Below are 19465 nucleotides of genomic sequence, written 5' to 3'. Positions count from 1 at the left end.
AATAATACATGATTTTATGTATCATCAGAAGAATGGAAAAACCCTGAAATCCTTGCATACAATGGATCTCCAGGGTTTTTTAAGTGTAATGGAACACTTGAGTATTTAAGTCCGGTGGAGTACAAAGAGAAACACCTCAAAAAAATTGTCTAGTTTAGTGTTGACATACCAATACAAAAAAAGTTGACAATTATACATGTAAATGGTAAAATTATACTTGATAGGCAAACATTTTATTTACTACATCAAGATGCCACTCATTATGCAGGGCATTTTTTTCGCGCATCATTGATAATGATTATCATTATTGAACCACAATCATAATCAATGGTGTTTTTTTACGTCATATATTGAGAATGATTATCGTTTCCATTAAATGCCCTGGCATATAAAAACATAAAGGAGCATTCCTGTTAGAAGTTTTTTCGGGGACTTGAATAAAAAAAGCCCTCTTGGTATGATTCGGGGGTGTCAATCGCACGAATTGACCCCTAATTTGGATACCAAGGAGGACTATACATGAATTCTATCTCAAACAAGAAGATTAATCAAGTCACCGATCAAACGCTGGTTGTTGGGATGGATATCGCAAAGAAAAAACATTATGCCTGCTTTGTGGATGAGCGAGGAAGGGTGTTAAAAAAGCCGTTTCCCGTTCTGCAATCGAGAGAAGGATTGGAATGGTTGTACCAGTGCATCGTGGAAGCCATGAAGGAATTTGGAAAAACCGAGGTGATCGTTGGCATCGAGCCAACGGGACATTATTGGCTCAATCTCGCTTACTTTCTTGACGAGAAGGGCATTCCTCTCGTCATGACAAACCCGATGCACGTGAAGCGCTCCAAAGAGCTGGACGATAACCTTCCAACCAAGCATGATGCGAAAGACGCGCTCGTCATTGCCCGGTTAGTGAAAGACGGCCGATTCAGCTATCCGCGCATTCTGAAAGGGATGGAGGCCGAACTGCGCGTTGGAGCGACATTCGCTCCAAATTGGTGGAAGAACGGGGAGCGATTCGAAATCAAATGATTCGCTGGCTTGATCGATATTTTCCGGAGTTTTCCCAAGTCTTCCCGTCATTTGGGAAAATGGCGCTCGCGGTGCTGGAATATACGCCATTTCCGAGTGATCTGGCAGGAAAAGAGCTGGAAGAGGTGCTGGCCCTTTACCGGCAAAGTGAGGGATTACAATCGCCACAAAAGCCGAAAGCGAAGAAGCTGATGGAACTGGCCCAACACTCCATTGGCGTAACGGAAGGACAACAGATGGCCCGTATCGAAATCGCCACACTTGTCCGCCGGTACCGCCAATTGGAGAAAGAAATCGAGGCACTGAATGAGCAACTGACAGAACTTGTGCAAACATCCGTGGAATACGAATGGCTCAAAACTGTTCCGGGCTTAGGGGATGCGACGATCGTGGAACTGTTATCGGAAATCGGGAGTTTTTCCCACTATCAGGATCCGCGCCAATTATTGAAACTTGCGGGACTGACCTTACGGGAAAACTCCTCCGGCCAACACAAAGGGCAAAAACGGATCTCCAAGCGTGGAAGAAGGCGGTTGCGCGCCCTCCTCTTCCGCGTGATGATGCCGATGATCCGCCACAACGAAGCGTTTCGGCAGCTGCACGACTATTACACGACACGTCCTGATAATCCGTTGCGGAAGAAGCAATCGATTGTGGTGTTATGCGGAAAATTATTGAAGGTATTGCACGCTGTATGTACGAAGCACCAAGCGTTCGATGCGAAGCGAATGATGCAGGACATCTTTGGCCTCGAAACGGCTGCTTGATGCCTATAGTCTCGATTCTCTAGACAACAAGGATGACACGGAGAAGCTGGCGCGATATCATCCATTCGACCTTGAGTCCCTAAAGGAGCTTAGCCGGCCTCTGCCTGATGACTAGACCGAACGAAGGAATGTAGGCGCAAGGATGCCAAGAGACATGGGAGGGTTCGTCATCATCAGCGATGCAGAGATCCACGGTGCATCCCATACGCTTCCCCCACTACAACCAAATTTAACCAGTAGTGGCCGCGAAGCGTACCCAGTCAATGTAAGATATACACATATTTAAGAAATAATGTTAGGAACTTTGTCGAAAAATATTTTTTTGACACCCCTGAAACGGCTACAACCGTTGATATATCAACATTTATAGAGGGAGGGAGGAGTAAGTAAACGCAATTGATTTAATAAGTAATGGCAGGGTTTATGAGAATGGATGTAATACCAAGAAATGAAGGAGAATGGTAGAGAATGATTCAAACTAATCTAAGCTATAAAAGAACTGTTGCGATGTTCATAAGTGTATTATTGCTATCCATAGCGATTGCTGTATCTGTATCTGCCGCAACATTAAATTATCAGTTTTTAGATTCTAATGGGAATTATTCTAGTCACGCGAGTTCGTTTATTGTTGGTGATGCCGTTATCGATGGTAATTCTGCAACTATTACATTGAAGGATGCTAGTTATATTGGTGATTTATTAGTATGGGATGGCAGTGATTATGTTTCCGCCAATCGGACAGTTGATGCGGATGGAAATGTTCAATTTACTTTTGACGTCTATGATTTCGATGTAAATTTAGCTGTTCAATTATATGTAAACGCTGGTCCGCATAGTGGATATATTCCTCTATTTATTCAATGGCTTTGATATTTTCAGAATATTTGGAGAGTGGCGGGGTTTTTCCATTCACTCTCCATTGGAAAAATTTTGTGATTAGGGAGAGATCAGCTTGAAGAGGAAAAGTAGGTTATTATGGATAGGTATTGCAATATTCCTGTTGACTTTATCACCTATCCTTCCAATATTTCATAATGTTCATGCGGAAGGGGCAGGATTAGTAAATGGACATATGAAGGAGTTGATTATCGTTATTTAAAAGATGGAACTGCGGAAACATCAGCAGCTCATGGTTATTTGTATGTTGCTAATTCAGGAAGATTGATTATAGAAGATGATACGATAATATTTGAGCATGAAATTACAGCAGTAAACAAAGATTATTTACCTTATATTGGTTATCGACTGCCAGGTAAGCCAAAGGCTGTTATTTCAGGTGATAACATATCTGGTATGGATGGGTATCAGCAAGTTCAGCCAGAACGAAAAGATAATGGGAATTATGTGATTCGTTATAAAATGGAGGATGTAACAAAAGCTTTAGATATTTTAATGCATGTGCATATGGAAAATGTCCCTGGTATGCCTGGTGGCATATATGATAATTGGTACAATGTTCAATTACAATTAGATACAAGTACTCTACCGATTGATGTTGAAACGGATAAATCTGAATTGGAAAAAGTGCTTGAGGAGGCAAGACACCTCTTTAATACAGTGCATCCTAGAGGGACTTTGATTCCATATGTTTATTCTGAAGGAGAACATGGCTATGCTGTCCCCGAAATTCAAAGAAGGCTTGCCAACGCTGAAAACGTTTATAATAATCCAAATGCTACACAAACAGAGGTTGATGCAGCAATAGAAAGTCTAAAATTTGCAATGGATTCTGTAAAGAGGGATCAATTCTTTAAGATAGAGCCTTTAAGATTTAGAGTTTTAAACTCTATTGGTGATGATGCAGAACTGTCCGAGCATGCAGGTGATTTCGGCGAAGAAACAACAGCAGTATTAAAGCAATTTGGAACATATCAAACTGTTGCTAATATTCCTGTTCATTTACCAAAAGAAACTTTACAAATTTATAAAGCCGCAGATACTGCAAATGGCGGTTTTTCAAGTGCTATGTCTAAAGTGTATTTTGTAGAAGCGAAAAATGATACTAATATTTATCAAATAAACATTAGGCACAAGGATGCTGGAGACGATGTTTGGAAAGGCATTTCTTATGTGAAATATAATACGGATGGTGTGGAAAAAGAAGTATATTTAAACTTTAATGTCAATATCCAAGAAGACTTAAAAGATTTCGTTGAACTTGCAAAGAAAATCGATCCAAGTAAATTGGAAGCTGATGGGGAGCATGTGAATACTTTTCAAACGTCACTTAATGAAGCTGAGAAGGTTAGTAACAAATTAGCCGCAACAAGAGTGGAAATTTTATCTGCTACGCAAGCATTGAAAGAAGCAGTAACAAATATTCTAAAAACGAAACACTATGATGCAGGCACATATGTTCTCAGTTTAGCAGATTTTGGAGCGGATTTTGCGAATTTTGTTGAAAAAAGCCATTTAATTGTTGATGAAAATGGTCAATTAAGCTTACAAATCATTCCGGAAGCTAATGTCGAAGTTAGCTTACAAAATCAAGAAACGGGTGAGGAAATAGCAGCTGATTCTTCACATATTTTTAAAGATATTGATCCATCCATACCGTATACTATAGAGATTTCAAATAATGGGGAAACTGCTGCTTACTCTGTATATTTTGCGCTTATCACAGCCGAATTGTTAGCAGAGCCTGAACAGCCGGGAGGAAATCCTGAGCAACCAGCAGAACCTGAACAGCCGGGAGAAGATCCTGAGCAACCAGCAGAACCTGAACAGCCGGGAGAAGATCCTGAGCAACCAGCAGAACCTGAACAGCCGGGAGAAAATCCTGAACAACCAGCAGAGCCTGAACAGCCGGGAGAAAATCCTGAGCAACCAGCAGAGCCTGAACAGCCGGGAGAAGATCCTGAGCAACCAGCAGAACCTGAACAGCCGGAAGAAAAAATCGGACAACCAACAAAATCTGAACAGTTAGCAGAAGAAAAGAAGGAACTAGAAGGTAAAAAATTGCCAAATACAGCTACCAATCAATTTAATTTCCTACTGATTGGCATTATTTTACTTGGAATGGGGAGTATATGTTTTGCTGTTGTAAGAAAAAAATATAACTAAAAAGAGAATGCCAAGTGAAGATACAAAAAATTGATAGCCTCTCCTTGCAATGGTCTAGTCCAAAAAAAGTAGAAATGAAGAAAAATCCCGGAAGTAATTGTCTTATTTAGAGGTAATTGCTTCCTTTTTTCTTGCCAATATAGGCAAGGGTATTAGATGTTATACGGGATTAACTGTTGTAAGCATACTTTTCCGCGTTTGCATCAAAGAACAGGTCCTTAGGGTTATCAAAATTTCAAAAAAAGACAGCATTTTTAACTACAATCGGCATCCTCCTAACAAAAAATCCTCAATTATGAAAGCGCAATATAAACAATTTCCATTACCTAGATTTTTTTACAAAAAATAAGTTATATGCACCATAAAATGTAACATAAAAACCACAAATAACCAATTTTAGAATTCCGAATTACTGGTTAAATGGAATTGTATGCCATCAATTGTTTTTAGAAAAAATCATAGGTTCGAGATAATTTTGGGCAAAAAGTACTGTGTGAAATTTGACATCTTTCATCGGGCGTTTGACTGTTTTTCCAACTATTGATAAATACATTTATAGGAAAATATTTATTAAGCATTCGATATTATTTAAAGAAACGAATGCCACAAAACTATTTTGAAGGAGATGGATATTTTGGCAGGACAAATTCGAATGACCCCAGAGGAGCTAAAAGCGAAGGCTCAGCGTTATGGGCAAGCTGGTTTGCAAATTGAGCAAATTTTAAGAGATTTAACAAATTTACAAAATGAACTTCGTGCTGAGTGGGAAGGCCGTGCTTTCCAAGGATTTGATGATCAATTTAATCAACTAAAACCGAAGGTGCAAAACTTTGCCCAGCTTATGCATGATATTAATACGCAATTGAATAGAACAGCGGAAGCAGTAGCTCAACATGATGAGCAGCTATCACGCAATTTTGGGCTTCAATAATCAATCCGCGTTGACTTCATGTCTAATACCAGGCTTAGATGGTTGGACGACTTCCGTGTTGTCAAAAAAGCCACGCGACGATGTTGTGTGGCTTTTTTCTTGTGCGCCCGGCATGGGTGTAATCTATAGGGTGAAAGTCCCGAGCTGCGAAGGCAGAAGTAGCAGTTAGCTTAACGCAAGGGTGTCCGTGGTGACGCGGAATCTGAAGGAAGCGAGCGGCAAACTTCCGGTCTGAGGAACACGAACTTCATATGAGGCTAGGTATCACTGGGTGAGTTTGCAAGACAAAACAAAGCCCTTTCTGCCGAAGGTGATACAGAGTAAATGAAGCAGATGGATGGAAGGAAAGATTACACTCTTACCCGGGGAGGTCTGGCTGGCACGCCAAGTAACCTTGGTAACCTATCTAGTGATAGATAGCTGAACAGTCAGAAGTCAGCAGAGGTCATAGTATTAGTTGGTCTAGAACAACTAAGAAGGACCGAACAATTAAGAGAGAATAGCCCTTGGCATTCAGTGAGTCATGATGAACACAGAAAACGTAGTACCTCACTTGAGGGAGGAAGCGGTGAATCCCGTGGGAGATCTCTTGGAGGGTGGAGTGACCACTGGCATAAAGAGAACAGCTATTCACGGAAGTTATAAAGACTTGCGTCAATTATCTTAATTGAACCGCCGTATACGGAACCGTACGTACGGTGGTGTGAGAGGACGGGAGTTAATCGCTCCCTCCTACTCGATAATACATAAATATTTTCGGAATGGATGTGCAAGGAAAAATGAGGCGTTGGCAAGAAGGCAGTGCCTTTGAGGATGTTTGTCATGTTTGGTTTTCATCCCAACATATCTGTATGTCATTCACATAAAAGGGGGTGAATGGAATGAAGAAATTTGTGCTCAATTCTTTCTTGTTTCTTGGACTGGTGCTCATGCTTTCCTCAGGAAGTTCCTACTTAGCATTAAACCAAGTATCGAAAAGTACAAATGATGATGAGCAAAAAATGACTGTTGCTTTAGTAAATGAAGATCAAGGCGGCACCTTTAATGGCAAAAAATACGCATTTGGCAATGAATTTGTGAAAAGTATTGAAAAAGATAATGAACATGATTGGTATATTGTCAGCCGTGGTGTTGCTGAAAGCGGCTTTAAAAACAATTTGTACAACATGATTATTATCATTCCAAATGATTTTACAGAAAAAGCACTATCAATGAATGATAAAAATCCGGAGAAAATCACTTTAAACTATAAGATTAATGCATCGGGCAACAGCAGCATGAAAGCCCGGGCGGAAAAAACGGCTAGTTCAATTTTAGAGGATTTTAATCGTCGAATTATTGATGTTTACTTCGCTAGTGTAATAGGAAACTTACAAAAGGCCCAAGACAATGTTGCTGAACTTGTCAGGAAGGAACGGAATCATACCAATATATATAATCATGACCCATGGTGCTAGTTGAGCGTCAACGCTCAACTAGCCCAAGAACAACGAGCGAATAGGCCAATAAAATGGCATCAAGCGCCGTTTCAAATCCAGAGATCGAATTGGCGCGAATTTTCGTGATCCGAAATGAATCCACTAAAACCGAGAACGCGGTTTCGACGATTTTGCGTTTTCGTTTCATCCATTGTTTCCATTCTTTTGATTGCACCACACGTTGATTTTTTCGGGCAGGCGTCCAAAAAGCGATCTTGTATTCATCGTACAGCTTCTTTTGCAGGGCTTGGCTCACATATCCTTTGTCGCCAAGTGTATACGGATGAGGAAGTTGAGTCATCACTGTTTCCGCAGCTGTCCGATCGTGGCAGGATGCCTCGGTCAGGACATATCCCATCGGAAGCGCTTGGTCGGTAATCTGAAGATGAAGCTTAAACCCATAGTAAACCATCTTTTTGGATGCACAATACCCAATATCTGCGATTCCTTGAAATCGTTTGACGCGATACATTCGTGCGTGGTGGCAGAGTTCAATGGGTAAGCTGTCCACTACCGCATAAGCGTGATGTTGTCCACGTTTGGCGAGTTGGTGACGAATCCATTTGATCGCCCAACGCAAAGAACGGCATCGACGGTTGTATCGAGAGCGCTCTAGGAACTTTTCCTTGGTGAACAGGTTTCCAATGACAAATCGATGCCAAGCCCGTTCCGAAGTAAAACCCAGCAATTTTCCAAGAACGTGAATGGCGATGATAACCTCATCCTCTTGCTTCAACAAATGACGATTTCGACGTTGCAAATACATCTGAATACAAGACAGTTGTGCTGATACAACGAATAAGATCGCGGTATATTGCTTTTGAATTTTTGCTTGGTTTATTGTAAAATGAAAGTGCTCTTGCATGGAACTTCTCCTTTTGAATGTTTGTTCGCACTTTCATTTTAAAGGAGATCCTCATGCAAGGGCTGTTTTTATGTCTCGAGATTTTATCTAGCACCACGGGTATAATCATGATATTCATCAACCATTATCTGGTTTCACTAATCAGTTTGCGACAGTAAAGGATCAAACAAAGGTATCAACCGATGCTTTCAAAGGTCTGGAGGATATCTTGCAAAATTACCAGAGCTCCTTTGTTGAAGGGGCAAAAGCAACAAATGCTTATCAAACAAATTTTTTAGATTTCCAACAAATGAAGAATGCTCATGAAACTTTGGCAAAAGGTTTTGCAGATCAGCTAACAGCATTCGACAGCAGTCTAAACGCTGCAGACGTTCAGCAAAATATTAACCGACTGGTTGAAACCAATCAAGCAATTTATAATCAGTTCCATTTCAATTCCATGGAGGACCAAAATATTTTCTTGAAGTCTGAAGCGCTGAAGATGTCGTTAAAATCAACATTGGAAACAATAGACAGCTATGAGCAAGAATTAACGAAAAAGCTAGAAAATGAAACAGAGGAAAATATTGCGAAAAAACTGGCAAAACAAATGAAAGATGGTGTCGGAAACAGTTACGTTTCGTTAAATCAAATATTTGATACTCCCGATAAAATTGTCCAAAAAACGATTAAAAGCCAAATTGATAAACTTCAAACGTTAAAACGGGAAGAAATTGATGATTTAAACATCGATGAGTCGGTGAAGAGCGATATCAAAATGGTTATCAAGGTGACAAACCAATTTAATCGGGAATTTCAATATCAGCCACAACCATCCAACGGTACGGGGCTTCCTTTAGCAAATTTAATAAACAAAGTGAAAAAGGATTTAACGGAATCAGGCATCATTTTGTCGGACAATGCAGCTATTCTAGGCGGAAATATTGAGAGTCAAAATATAAATGCGGCAGTTCCTGAACTTTTTCGTATTCATGAAGTGACATTGACTCTTCCTAATGGGCAAACAAATGTTTTTAAAGTGGATGGAGATCAGAACAACGTTACATTTGATCTTCCTGTCACTGAAAAAGGAAATATTACAGTCAACATAAAAATAAGCTTGAAGGACGAAAATGCGAAAATTGATTTATTTCAGCCTGTTGCATGGGAATGGAAGATTATTCAAAAGCATAAAAATACAGAGGCGCCAGAGCCGTCTGATCCATCTGATCCATTGCCGCCAGAAGAGCAACAGCCTGATCCTGAAGCTCTAAATATGAATGAAAACAGTAATTCCGAATCGACACAGGACGATTCAAATGATGAGAATACAAATGAACCTCCTGTTGAAAGAGAAGATATTAACAATGTTATCTATCATAAAGTAATGTCTCAGCTGATAAGTGATCCGGCTAATACTTTCATGAAAAGCCTTAATGAAAGTATCAGAGATTATCAAAAAACAGCGATGTTATATGAATTATATTTTGGGAAAAGTATTTCCGATTTAGCCAATGGATTGGAACAACGTAGCTTGGGGGATATGGCTGCAGAGGATTCTCTTTATTACCTGTTCCATAAACAAGATATTGTAGAAGCCATATCCGACTATATGGCCGGGAAAATAACTGAGGATGTCAGAGCTGAAACGGAAGACCTTAAAAATAAGATAGCAGGTTATAAGCAGCTAGTTCAGAAAACTCAAAATCATTCTGACGAAATGGCTTTATTAGTCCAACAAGCGACGATACAAGCAGAAGAATTGAATCATCGCATTACCAATACATTACAGCGGTTGGAAGCATGGCGGGAAGCCAGTTTGAAGCTGCAAAACGCAAATAGTGAGATACAAGCCGGTCAAAATAAAGAACAAAGCGCTGTTCTGTCCTTAGACGATCAACTTCAAACATTGCTGGCTACAAGCCAATCCTTGGCAGATCAATCTGAAAATGTATTGATTTCAACAGACAGCGTCTATAAAACTTTTGATGCGATTGATAAACAGGCTGACAATATTGTAAACAGCGGCGACACATTAGTGAAAAAGGCTCAAAAGCTTTCAAATGATTTGACTAATAAGCTGCTGAAGGATCAAGAGTTTGCTGATAACTTTGGACAAGTGTTAGCCAACAGCCGTATAGGCGACCGTCCAAATGAAAACTTGTTAAATTTTCTATCAAATCCGGTGCAGACAAAAAACAGCGAAGTGAAAGTAGTTAAAGATACTTTTATCCCTTATTATTTGGTGTTAATCTGTTTTATTTTGGCTTTATTTTCTGCATACGTCATTGCAACGTCTGAAAGAAAAAGATTGATAAAGGATGATTTCTCAGAAAACAGAACATTGGTTTGGAAAAATACTCCGATCACATGGGTGACAGCAGGAATTGGCGTTATCGAAGGAATCATCATCGGTTTGCTGTCAGGTTCTTTTATCGATATTCCACAAGAAAAATATTTTCAATGGATTGGCCTGATCTCCCTGATTATGTTCACCATGGTGCTGGCAGGAGCTTATTTGCTAAGACAGCTTAAAATGATCGGGATGTTTTTACTTCTTGGCATGTTAAGCCTTTATGTATTGTTGACAGAAACTCTTGGGCTGAATTTCGACAAACAGTCTTTAGCATCTACATTGCAAGAATTGTCGCCACTGCAATATATTGAGAAGCTGCTATTAGGTTTTGTTGACGATGCAAAGTACGATCCATTGATCATCATCATATTAGTGGGGACAGCATTTTTAAGTCTTGTCGGACATTTATTTGTGATAAATGGGTTTACACAAAGTAAGGAGGCAAGGGATGAAGCAGCTAATCCGAATTAGTATTTTAGTTGCTGCAGCTATAGGCGTCCAGCCTTTGCTTTCTGCACATTCGTTGGCAGATGAACATTTGGATCACAGTGGGAAGCTTGATTTACAAGTAGACCGTATCAGCGATGACATAAAATCACAAGAATCCCAAAGTGAGAGTGAAACTGAACTGGAAAAAATCGCGCCCGGTTTGTTTAAAAAACAAACTCGGGCTGCGGTCCAGAAAAAACAAAAAGAGCTGGATCATGCAGTGAATCATCTAAAAGAAGAAATTTTTGCCGATTCGGTGGCGAGCGATGCAAAAACAAGCTTTTACGATGCGAAAAAGACATTATTTTCACAACATTTTTTTACGCAGCATTCTTCTCCCGCTAGCCAAAGCACTGCGGATCATGCAGAGAAAAAGGAAAGGGTAAATCAGATAGCCATTGGATTTCTGAGCGGATTTGCTGTTATGTTGGTCGGCGGAATTTTGGCTCTTATAAGAAAAATAATGGAGTAAAGGGGAGATCAGGAATGCCCGTTGAAACGCATATCAATGTGACCGTTGATTTTAGTAAATGGGGGAAAGGTCGATATGATGTGAGGATACCGGCACATCAGCCGATAAAACAGCTGCTGTCGAACTTGAATGAATCTTTAAGGCTCGAACTCCCTAATTATTCCCTTTTTGCGGTAAAAATCCCGACTAAAGAACTTTTACTGGCGGATGACGACCAGATTAGCGAGTTCCCAGTGGCGAATGGAGATATTTTACTTGTTTTATAGAACAAGAACCATGCTTTTTATCATAGCCTGTGTAACGTTGAAAAGGAGTCAGAAATCATGAAGGAAAAAACAATTAAAATGGATTCCGTGTCTTATCATTTTTTTATTGAAAACAATCAATGGAAATTAGAACTGGCAAAATCGCAGACCCGCGTGAAAGATATTCGTGAATTGGCTCTGATGAAGGAGAATACAGACCAGTTTGTTCCGGTAGAAGTGGAGGACGGGGAAGAGGTTCTCACTTTCCAATTTCAAGTTGATTCCAATATGAACCATTGGGAAACCATTCAAAGCTTGGGGCGAAGTGACAAGTTGCGATTGCTGTGCAATCTGGCCCGTTTCAGAAAAATTTTAGATACGCGAATTACGTTCTTCCTGCATCCACATAATCTCATATTTGATGATAATCTTATACCTTTTTTGGTTTACAGAGGCATTCGACAGGTGCTACCCCCCTATGAGATCAACGACGAAACCTTCCTGCTGCAATATAAATGCTTGAGTATCGCCCTATTTTCAAAAAAATATAATTTCGATGAACTATATGCAGGTTCATGGAAAAATGCAAAAGATACCGAGTTTGAACGTCAAATCAGTGAAATTGATCATTTTGATGACTTTGTTGAATTTTTACACAATCAGTATCGCAAGGAAAAGCGCGAAACAGAGAAAAATATGCAAATCGTTCCAAAAAAAAGATTTCAGCTATTTAAACGTTTATCCATTGCCATGATCGCAGCTGCAGTCATTTTGGCTGTTCCTGTTGTATACTTCGGCTTTTTCAAGCTGCCGTTTCAGCAGCACCTTTTGGAAGCGCATAGGGCTTTTTTATCCAAGGATTATTCAGAAGTCATTTCAGATCTCGAAAGTGTCAATCCTGAAAAATTGCCAGATTCGGGAAAATATATATTGGCCTATTCATATGTTAAATCCGAAAATCTGGGCGATGAAGAAAAAGACACCATTATGAATAATATTAGCTTAAAAAGCGATCCTAACTACTTATTGTATTGGATTTACAATGGCCGCGGAGATTTGGATAAATCACTTGATTTAGCGATGTATCTCGATGATCCGGTGTTAATCATGTACAGCTATATTAAAAAAATTGAGAAGGCAAAAAATGATCCAAACTTAAGTGGAACCGAACGGCAAAACCAGGTGCAGCAATATGAAGAGAAGTTAAAATCGTATGGAGAAAAATATGGTCTGGAATCTTTGTTTGTGACGGATCCGGAGAAAGCCAATCCAACTGAAGAAACGGGTGGATCCGCGCCGGCAGCTGCAGAACAACAAGTAACCGATCAAGCAAAGGGGACACAGACAGATCGAACGGAGAAAAAGGTTCCTGAACAAAACCAAACAGAAGAAACGAAATGAGGGGATCTTGCCTGCATTTATGAGCGGCTATCATTTTAATAGTTCAGCTGATTTTTAGTTTTAAAGAATTAAACGTTACGATTCATGTACCCCAATCATTTCGCTTACTGGAAAAAAAGGCATGCGTCTTTCTTAATTGCATGTAGAGAGGGAGAAAGAGATGGCACAACGATTATTACTGGTGAGTTATGATAAACAATTGCATAAATGCCATTTACATGACCATGAACCGAAAAGAGTATCAATCGGCGGCCAATGGTCTGACACTATTACCTTTCGCGGTTTATCCGACACCATTTGGGTGGATTGGGATGGTGAAACATGCAAGGTTGAAAATAAATCATTGATAAATGGTGCCATTTCATTACAGATAAACAATATTCCGCTGGAAATATACCTTACGGAGCATAATGATTGGCACTACTATGACATTTCCAATAAATTGAACATTACCTTTGGCAAAAATACGTATGATGATGTGCAGATTCCCAATACTGCTATTGATTTCGTATTGTTCCGTGATCAATTGGGAGACTCTTTTCAAATGGCTGTCTATCAGGGCACTGTCTATCATAACTATACATTTGTGGATGGAGAAGAAGTGAAGATTGAAGCGGGGGATGAGCTTTTTTTTGCCGGTGTAATGGTCAGAGTGACCAGAGATCGTTTGGAGATATTGGCCTCCGAACCCTATATATCTAAATTGGTGCCATTATATAGCGCACAAAGCAAGTATAACGCGGATTATCCTGATTATCACCGTTCACCGCGCATTATTTACCGTGTTCCGGAAGATAAACGGAAAATTGCTAAACCATCCAGCAAGCCAAGCAAACCGAGTGAACAACTTGCCCGTGTCATTGTTCCGCCGCTAGTCATGATTGCAGCCTTCGTACTCGTTTCCTTTTTTCAGCGAAGCGGCATTTATTTAATTGTGATGCTGTCTATGACGATTGTCACAGTTATTTTTTCCATCACCTCTTATGTGAAAAGCTTGCGGCAATATCGATTGGATATGAAAGAACGGGAGGAGAGCTACCGGGATTATTTGAAGCAAAAAACACATGAATTGTATCAAGCAAGTGAAGAACAGCGCCATGCCTTAAACTATCACTACCCAAGTGTGGAGCAAATCCGTGATATGGCCTTAAGGGTGGACTCGCGGATTTACGAAAAGACGAGGTTTCACCATGACTTTTTAATGTATCGCGTTGGAACAGGGACAGTGGATGCCAGCTTTGACATCGAATTCAGCATGGAAGAATTTACACAGGATAAAGATGAACTGGTCGAGGAGGCGCGCAGCCTTCGATCACAATTTTTAAAATTGCATGATGTTCCGATTGTAACGTCCTTGTTAAATGGGCCAGTGGGATATATTGGTCAGCGCCGTCTTGTGTTGGAACAGCTGCAAATGCTCGTCATGCAAACAGCCTTATTTCACAGTTATCACGATGTTCAATTTGTGACGATATTCCCGGAGGAAGAAAAGCAACAATGGGCTTGGATGCGCTGGCTGCCGCATGCCAGTTTGCGTGATTTAAATATTAGAGGTTTTATATACCACGAGCGATCTCGCGACCAGGTTCTCAATTCGCTCTATCAAATTTTAAAAGAAAGAAAATTAACAATTGATGAGAAAGCGAACAAAAATGAGAATATCTATTTTTCACCGCATTTTGTCATTTTTATTACAGATGAAAAGCTGATTTTAGACCATACGATCATGGAGTTTTTTAATGAAGATCCAATCGAACTTGGTGTTTCGCTCGTGTTTGTGGAAGATGTCATGCAGTCATTGCCTGAGCATGTAAAAACGGTGATTGATATACGCGATGCCCACTATGGCAACATCATTATCGAAAACGGCGAATTGGTAAACAAACGGTTTGTTCCAGATCACTTCCCGGACGGTTTTAACAAAGAAGACATTTCCCGTGCTTTGGCTCCTTTAAACCACCTGCAAAACTTGAAAAATTCCATTCCGGAAAGCGTGACTTTCCTTGAAATGTACGGCGTGGAAAAGGTTGAGGAGCTCGGGATTGAAGAACGCTGGGCACGAAACGAAGCATATAAAAGCCTGGCAGTACCGATCGGACTGCGGGGAAAAGAGGATATTGTCCAGTTGAACCTCCATGAAAAAGCGCACGGACCGCACGGGCTGATCGCCGGGACGACGGGTTCGGGGAAATCTGAAATCATTCAATCTTATATTCTCTCGCTTGCCGTTAATTTCCATCCGCATGAAGTTGCATTTTTGCTGATCGACTATAAAGGCGGCGGGATGGCGAATCTGTTCCGGAAGCTGCCGCACCTGCTCGGCACCATCACAAACCTTGACGGTGTCCAGTCGATGCGCGCGCTTGCCTCGATCAAAGCCGAACTAAAGAAGCGCCAGCGCTTGTTTGGAGAGCATAACGTCAACCATATCAACCAATACCAGAAGTTATATAAAACGGGCGAAGCGAAAGAGCCGATGCCGCATTTATTCCTGATCTCAGACGAATTTGCCGAACTGAAAGCGGAGCAGCCGGATTTCATGAAAGAACTTGTCTCGACCGCCCGCATCGGTCGTTCGCTCGGCATCCATCTGATATTGGCAACGCAAAAACCGAGCGGGGTTGTCGACGATCAAATTTGGTCCAACTCGAAATTTAAACTGGCACTCAAAGTCCAAAACACAAGCGACTCGATGGAAATTTTAAAAACACCGGACGCCGCTGAAATCACCTTGCCGGGACGCGCCTACCTGCAAGTCGGCAACAATGAAATTTACGAACTATTTCAAAGCGCATGGAGCGGCGCAAATTATGTTCCGGATCAGGAGGACCAAGACCTTTTGGACACGACGATTTACGCGATAAACGAGCTTGGCCAATATGAGCCGATTTCTCAGGATTTAAGCGGCCTTTCCAACCGCAAAGAAATAGTAAAAGTCCCGACTGAACTCGAAGCTGTCGTCGACTGGATCAACGCCTACGCTGAAAAAATCGGTGTGGAAGAATTGCCAAGACCGTGGCTGCCGCCGTTAGAAGAGAAGATCTATTTAACGGAGCTGCATCAAGTAGAATATACAGAAGCTTGGTATCAAGAGAAGCAAGGGCTTGAAGCGACCATCGGCTTTTTAGATTTGCCGGAAATGCAAGAGCAAAAGCCATTAACCTTGAATTTGGAGAAGGATGGACATTTAGCTGTTTATTCCAGCCCAGGCTATGGGAAATCAACCTTTTTGCAGACTTTGGCAGTGGATATTGCCAGACAGTATAACCCCGAAAGAGTTCATATGTATTTAATCGATTTAGGAACTAACGGTTTGTTGCCATTGAAAGATTTGCCCCATGTCGCCGACACCATTATGGCAGATGACGAAGTGAAAATGGCTAAGCTTATTCGCCGCTTCCGAAACGAGATGAAGGAGCGCAAGCAGAAATTAAGTAAATACGGAGTTGCCAACATTCGCATGTACGAAAAGGCAATCGGCGAAAACGTTCCGGCGATTCTACTCATAATCGATACGTATGATTCCGTTTTAGACTCTTCTTATAAGGATGATTTTGAGAATATGGTCGCGCAAGTTGCAAGGGAAGGCGTCAGCGTCGGTATACATCTTGCCATCAGCGCAGGAAGGCAAAGCGCGTTAAGAGCGCCTCTCCTCGCCAATATTAAACATCAGATTGCCTTGTTTATGATAGATGCTACAGAAGTTCGCAATATTGTAGGGAGAACGGATTTATCGATTGAGGAAATACCAGGCCGCGGCCTAATCAAATTGGATCAGCCAACTGCTTTTCAAACAGCTTTGCCTGTAAAAGGCGAAGATACGCTGCAAATCATTGAGGGAATCCAAACGGAGAGCAAAGGTATGCGTGAAGCGTGGAAAGGCAAAACGCCGGCTCCAATTCCAATGGTTCCAGAAGTGGTTGAATTTTCTGTATTCATTAAACATCCGAAGGCAAAAGATATGTTGGCGTCAGGAGGCATTCCATTTGCGGTGGATTTTGAAGAAGTAGAGCCTGTAGCACTACAGGTTGTTGAAGACCAAAATACATTAATTTTAGGAGAAATGGCTGATGCAGTGGAACAAACGTATTTAACTCTTCTATCCAGCATTTCGCTCAATGAGCACATTGATGTCGGTTTGTTGGATAATGCTGCAGCAGCATTCCAATTGTATCAAAACCATGTCAATTTGTATGCGGATAATGGAGCTTCAATGGATTTGTTTGTAGCCAAAATTCAAGAACTATACGAGGCAAGGGAAGACGCATTTCGCCAAATCCAGTTGGAAACAAACGGGCGAGCGACCATACGCGATTTTAAGAACCAAATCCGTCCGCTCGTTGTTTTAATCACCGATGCCTCCTTTGTCGTTGAAACGATGTCGGCGCTGTCGCAGTCAACGCTTGCAAAGCTGATGGAAACGGGAGCAAGACTTGGAATCTATTTCATTATTGGCGGAATCCCGGGAAGAATTGAAAGAATGTATGATGACATTTCCACTATGATCAAAAAACAAAAAACGGGTGTGTTGATTGGCAGGGTTGCCGACCAAAATATTTTGGAAGTGATGAATCGGCCGTATAAGGAAAAGAACCTGCCGCCTTACGAAGCTTATTATATCCGATATGGAAAAGCGGTAAAAATTAAAATCGCCGCGCCATATCGTACAAAGGAGGAAGTGAGCGAACATGTTTGATTGGTTCAAAACGGCGACGGAGAAAAAAAGAGATGATTACCATAAGCTTTACGAAAAACTTCATGATGCACTTTCGGATTATGATCAAAATGTTTTGGAAGCAGAAGGAATCTACGAAAGCTATGTAGGAAAAGCAGCTCATTTATCCATCTCAGACATTCCATCAAACGACTTCGAACCTAAGCGGCAAGAACTCAATCAGAAGCTGAATAAATATTTCCAACTGGAAAAGCAGAAAAGAAGCTCTCTTGTGTCCGCCAAAAATAAGGCATACGAAAGATACATTTACTATAAAAACTTAGCCATTAAAGAAGCGAGGGAGAGAGCGGAAAGAGAGGAAAGAGAACGGAAAGAAAGGATGGAGCGGTTATATGGGAAGCGTTAAAATCAACGGTGCCAAAGTAAATGAAGCGAAAGAAACGGCAAAAGCGCTTGAAGAGTCGATTAGAAACACGAAGAACACATGCAGCCAATTAATTTCCTATATTCACTCGGCGGGGTGGAGTGGAAAATCACGAGACGCATTTCTTACCTATCTCGAGATTATACACAAATATCATCAAGAGATGGAAAAGGCTGCAGCGAAACAGACAAAAGCCCTGAATAATTTGGAAAGTTATTTCCATGACTTTTTGAACGATCCATCAGTTAAAGAAGTGAGAAACTTATGAACGTTGCTCGCGATGCTTTTAACGTACCGGAATTATATTTGTTGGCTGCGGCTTTTGGATGCAATACGATATTCGGCCTCCCGGATAAACAAATTTACCAATTAAAGGGAGAAGAAGTTTTTAAAGAAGCTCACGAACGCTTAAAAGAAAAACAAATATTAGATTCTGCCGGCAAAATCACAGAGGCGGGGGCCTTGGTCATTCAAGCACTGGAACATTATGCTCAAAGTGAAAAATATGTGCGAATTAATAATTTAATGTTTGCTTTCTTCGAGAAAACAAATGACAAGCTGATCGTTTTGGTGGAACTAGAAAATAACTTATACCAATTAAGGATCATGGCCAAAGCTTTTGTTCTCAAATTGCTAAGCGAACAGTTTCCGTTAATGTCAAGAGAACCGGCGCCGCTTGAAAAAACTTTTTTAAAGCGTGAACTAACCCATGAAGAAAGGCGAGAAGTAGAAAGTTTTGAACCGGAAAAAATGTTTATGAATCTTGAATTCTTTCATATGACTGAACGGCCGATGGAGCCTGACAATCCGAAATTCTATCAGCAGTGGATGATTTTTACGAAAGATCAAAATCTGATTATGGTGGATATCCCACAAAAGAAATACTACCATGCAAGCCAATATTGGTTTCTGAAACTGCTCTTTGACGAATTGGAATTTCCTTATAAGGAGGCAAAAGCGCATGGCTAACGCGAATATGGGCGGAGGAGGATCCGGCACCATTGATGTCAATCCGGATGAAATCACGACTGTTTTTAATTATTTGAACAGAATTCTTTCGGAATTAGAGGAAACGGCAATTCCCAATATAAAAAAACTAAGCAGCCTTGATTACTATACGGCGGGCAAAGCGATGAAAGCGATGGCTGTATACGATGAAGCGAATGAAAAGATCATGGATTTGTACGATCATTACAGTCGTGCAGCAACGTTAGTAATGGACATTTTATTAACCATGATGGAAGTGGACCAACAAATTGCGGAACAGATTATAGCAAAATTGGAGGTATAA

At 40.8% G+C, this 19465-nt stretch carries 13 protein-coding genes and 2 pseudogenes; 14 read left to right on the top strand and 1 reads right to left on the bottom strand.

All coding sequences use genetic code 11. The features are described from left to right. Positions 1-519: 519 nt before the first annotated feature. The 5 genes and pseudogenes from NSU02_RS16800 to esaA form a co-directional block, all read left to right on the top strand. Positions 520-1796, top strand: a pseudogene (locus NSU02_RS16800) (IS110 family transposase). Between the two features lie 468 nt (positions 1797-2264). After that, entirely contained in the window at positions 2265-2666 is a 402-nt protein-coding gene (locus NSU02_RS16795) for a hypothetical protein (protein WP_066247764.1), read from the top strand. Between the two features lie 267 nt (positions 2667-2933). Continuing rightward, on the top strand, positions 2934-4859 hold the full coding sequence (locus tag NSU02_RS16790; protein ID WP_339193346.1) for an LPXTG cell wall anchor domain-containing protein: 1926 nt from the start codon (positions 2934-2936) through the stop codon (positions 4857-4859). Between the two features lie 634 nt (positions 4860-5493). Further along, entirely contained in the window at positions 5494-5790 is a 297-nt protein-coding gene (locus NSU02_RS16785; RefSeq protein WP_066249497.1) for a WXG100 family type VII secretion target, read from the top strand. An 881-nt stretch (positions 5791-6671) separates the two neighbouring features. After that, positions 6672-7235: pseudogene (gene esaA, locus NSU02_RS16780) on the top strand (type VII secretion protein EsaA); the annotation flags it as partial. 19 nt (positions 7236-7254) lie between these two features. On the opposite strand, the gene NSU02_RS16775 reads toward esaA, so the two are convergent. Beyond that, positions 7255-8133, bottom strand: coding sequence for an IS982 family transposase (locus tag NSU02_RS16775; RefSeq protein ID WP_327848482.1), 879 nt, complete (start codon positions 8131-8133; stop codon positions 7255-7257). Between the two features lie 208 nt (positions 8134-8341). On the opposite strand from NSU02_RS16775, the gene NSU02_RS16770 reads away from it, so the two are divergent. The 9 genes from NSU02_RS16770 to NSU02_RS16730 all read left to right on the top strand — a co-directional run bounded on the left by NSU02_RS16770 (position 8342) and on the right by NSU02_RS16730 (position 19465). After that, positions 8342-10939 carry a hypothetical protein gene (locus NSU02_RS16770; protein ID WP_339193345.1) on the top strand — a complete coding sequence of 866 codons (2598 nt, stop codon included), beginning with the start codon at positions 8342-8344 and terminating at the stop codon, positions 10937-10939. Then, positions 10917-11429: a type VII secretion protein EssA gene (gene essA / locus NSU02_RS16765; RefSeq protein WP_066249501.1), complete on the top strand. Its 513-nt coding sequence runs from the start codon at positions 10917-10919 to the stop codon at positions 11427-11429. The genes NSU02_RS16770 and essA overlap by 23 nt, the downstream gene beginning before the upstream one ends. Before the next feature lie 14 nt (positions 11430-11443). Continuing rightward, a complete protein-coding gene (locus tag NSU02_RS16760) occupies positions 11444-11695 on the top strand; it encodes an EsaB/YukD family protein (protein WP_066249503.1) in 252 nt (83 codons plus the stop codon). Between the two features lie 57 nt (positions 11696-11752). Beyond that, positions 11753-13075: a type VII secretion protein EssB gene (essB, locus tag NSU02_RS16755; RefSeq protein ID WP_339193344.1), complete on the top strand. Its 1323-nt coding sequence runs from the start codon at positions 11753-11755 to the stop codon at positions 13073-13075. Positions 13076-13235: 160 nt separating this feature from the next. Further along, entirely contained in the window at positions 13236-17771 is a 4536-nt protein-coding gene (essC, locus tag NSU02_RS16750; RefSeq protein WP_339193343.1) for a type VII secretion protein EssC, read from the top strand. Next, the gene (locus tag NSU02_RS16745; protein ID WP_339193342.1) at positions 17764-18156 is read left to right on the top strand and encodes a chorismate synthase; all 393 of its coding nucleotides are present in this window, start codon (positions 17764-17766) and stop codon (positions 18154-18156) included. Before essC ends, NSU02_RS16745 begins: the two co-directional genes overlap by 8 nt. Further along, positions 18143-18442 carry a WXG100 family type VII secretion target gene (locus tag NSU02_RS16740; protein ID WP_066249517.1) on the top strand — a complete coding sequence of 100 codons (300 nt, stop codon included), beginning with the start codon at positions 18143-18145 and terminating at the stop codon, positions 18440-18442. The genes NSU02_RS16745 and NSU02_RS16740 overlap by 14 nt, the downstream gene beginning before the upstream one ends. Then, complete coding sequence (locus tag NSU02_RS16735; RefSeq protein WP_066249519.1) at positions 18439-19143, top strand: DUF5081 family protein; 705 nt, start codon at positions 18439-18441, stop codon at positions 19141-19143. The genes NSU02_RS16740 and NSU02_RS16735 overlap by 4 nt, the downstream gene beginning before the upstream one ends. Further along, positions 19136-19465 (top strand): hypothetical protein, encoded by a 330-nt coding sequence (locus NSU02_RS16730; RefSeq protein WP_066249523.1) that lies wholly within the window; start codon positions 19136-19138, stop codon positions 19463-19465. Before NSU02_RS16735 ends, NSU02_RS16730 begins: the two co-directional genes overlap by 8 nt.

Source organism: Aeribacillus sp. FSL W8-0870, assembly GCF_037963755.1.
Taxonomy (GTDB): domain Bacteria; phylum Bacillota; class Bacilli; order Bacillales; family Aeribacillaceae; genus Aeribacillus; species Aeribacillus composti.
This window is presented reverse-complemented; position numbering and strand designations above follow the sequence as displayed.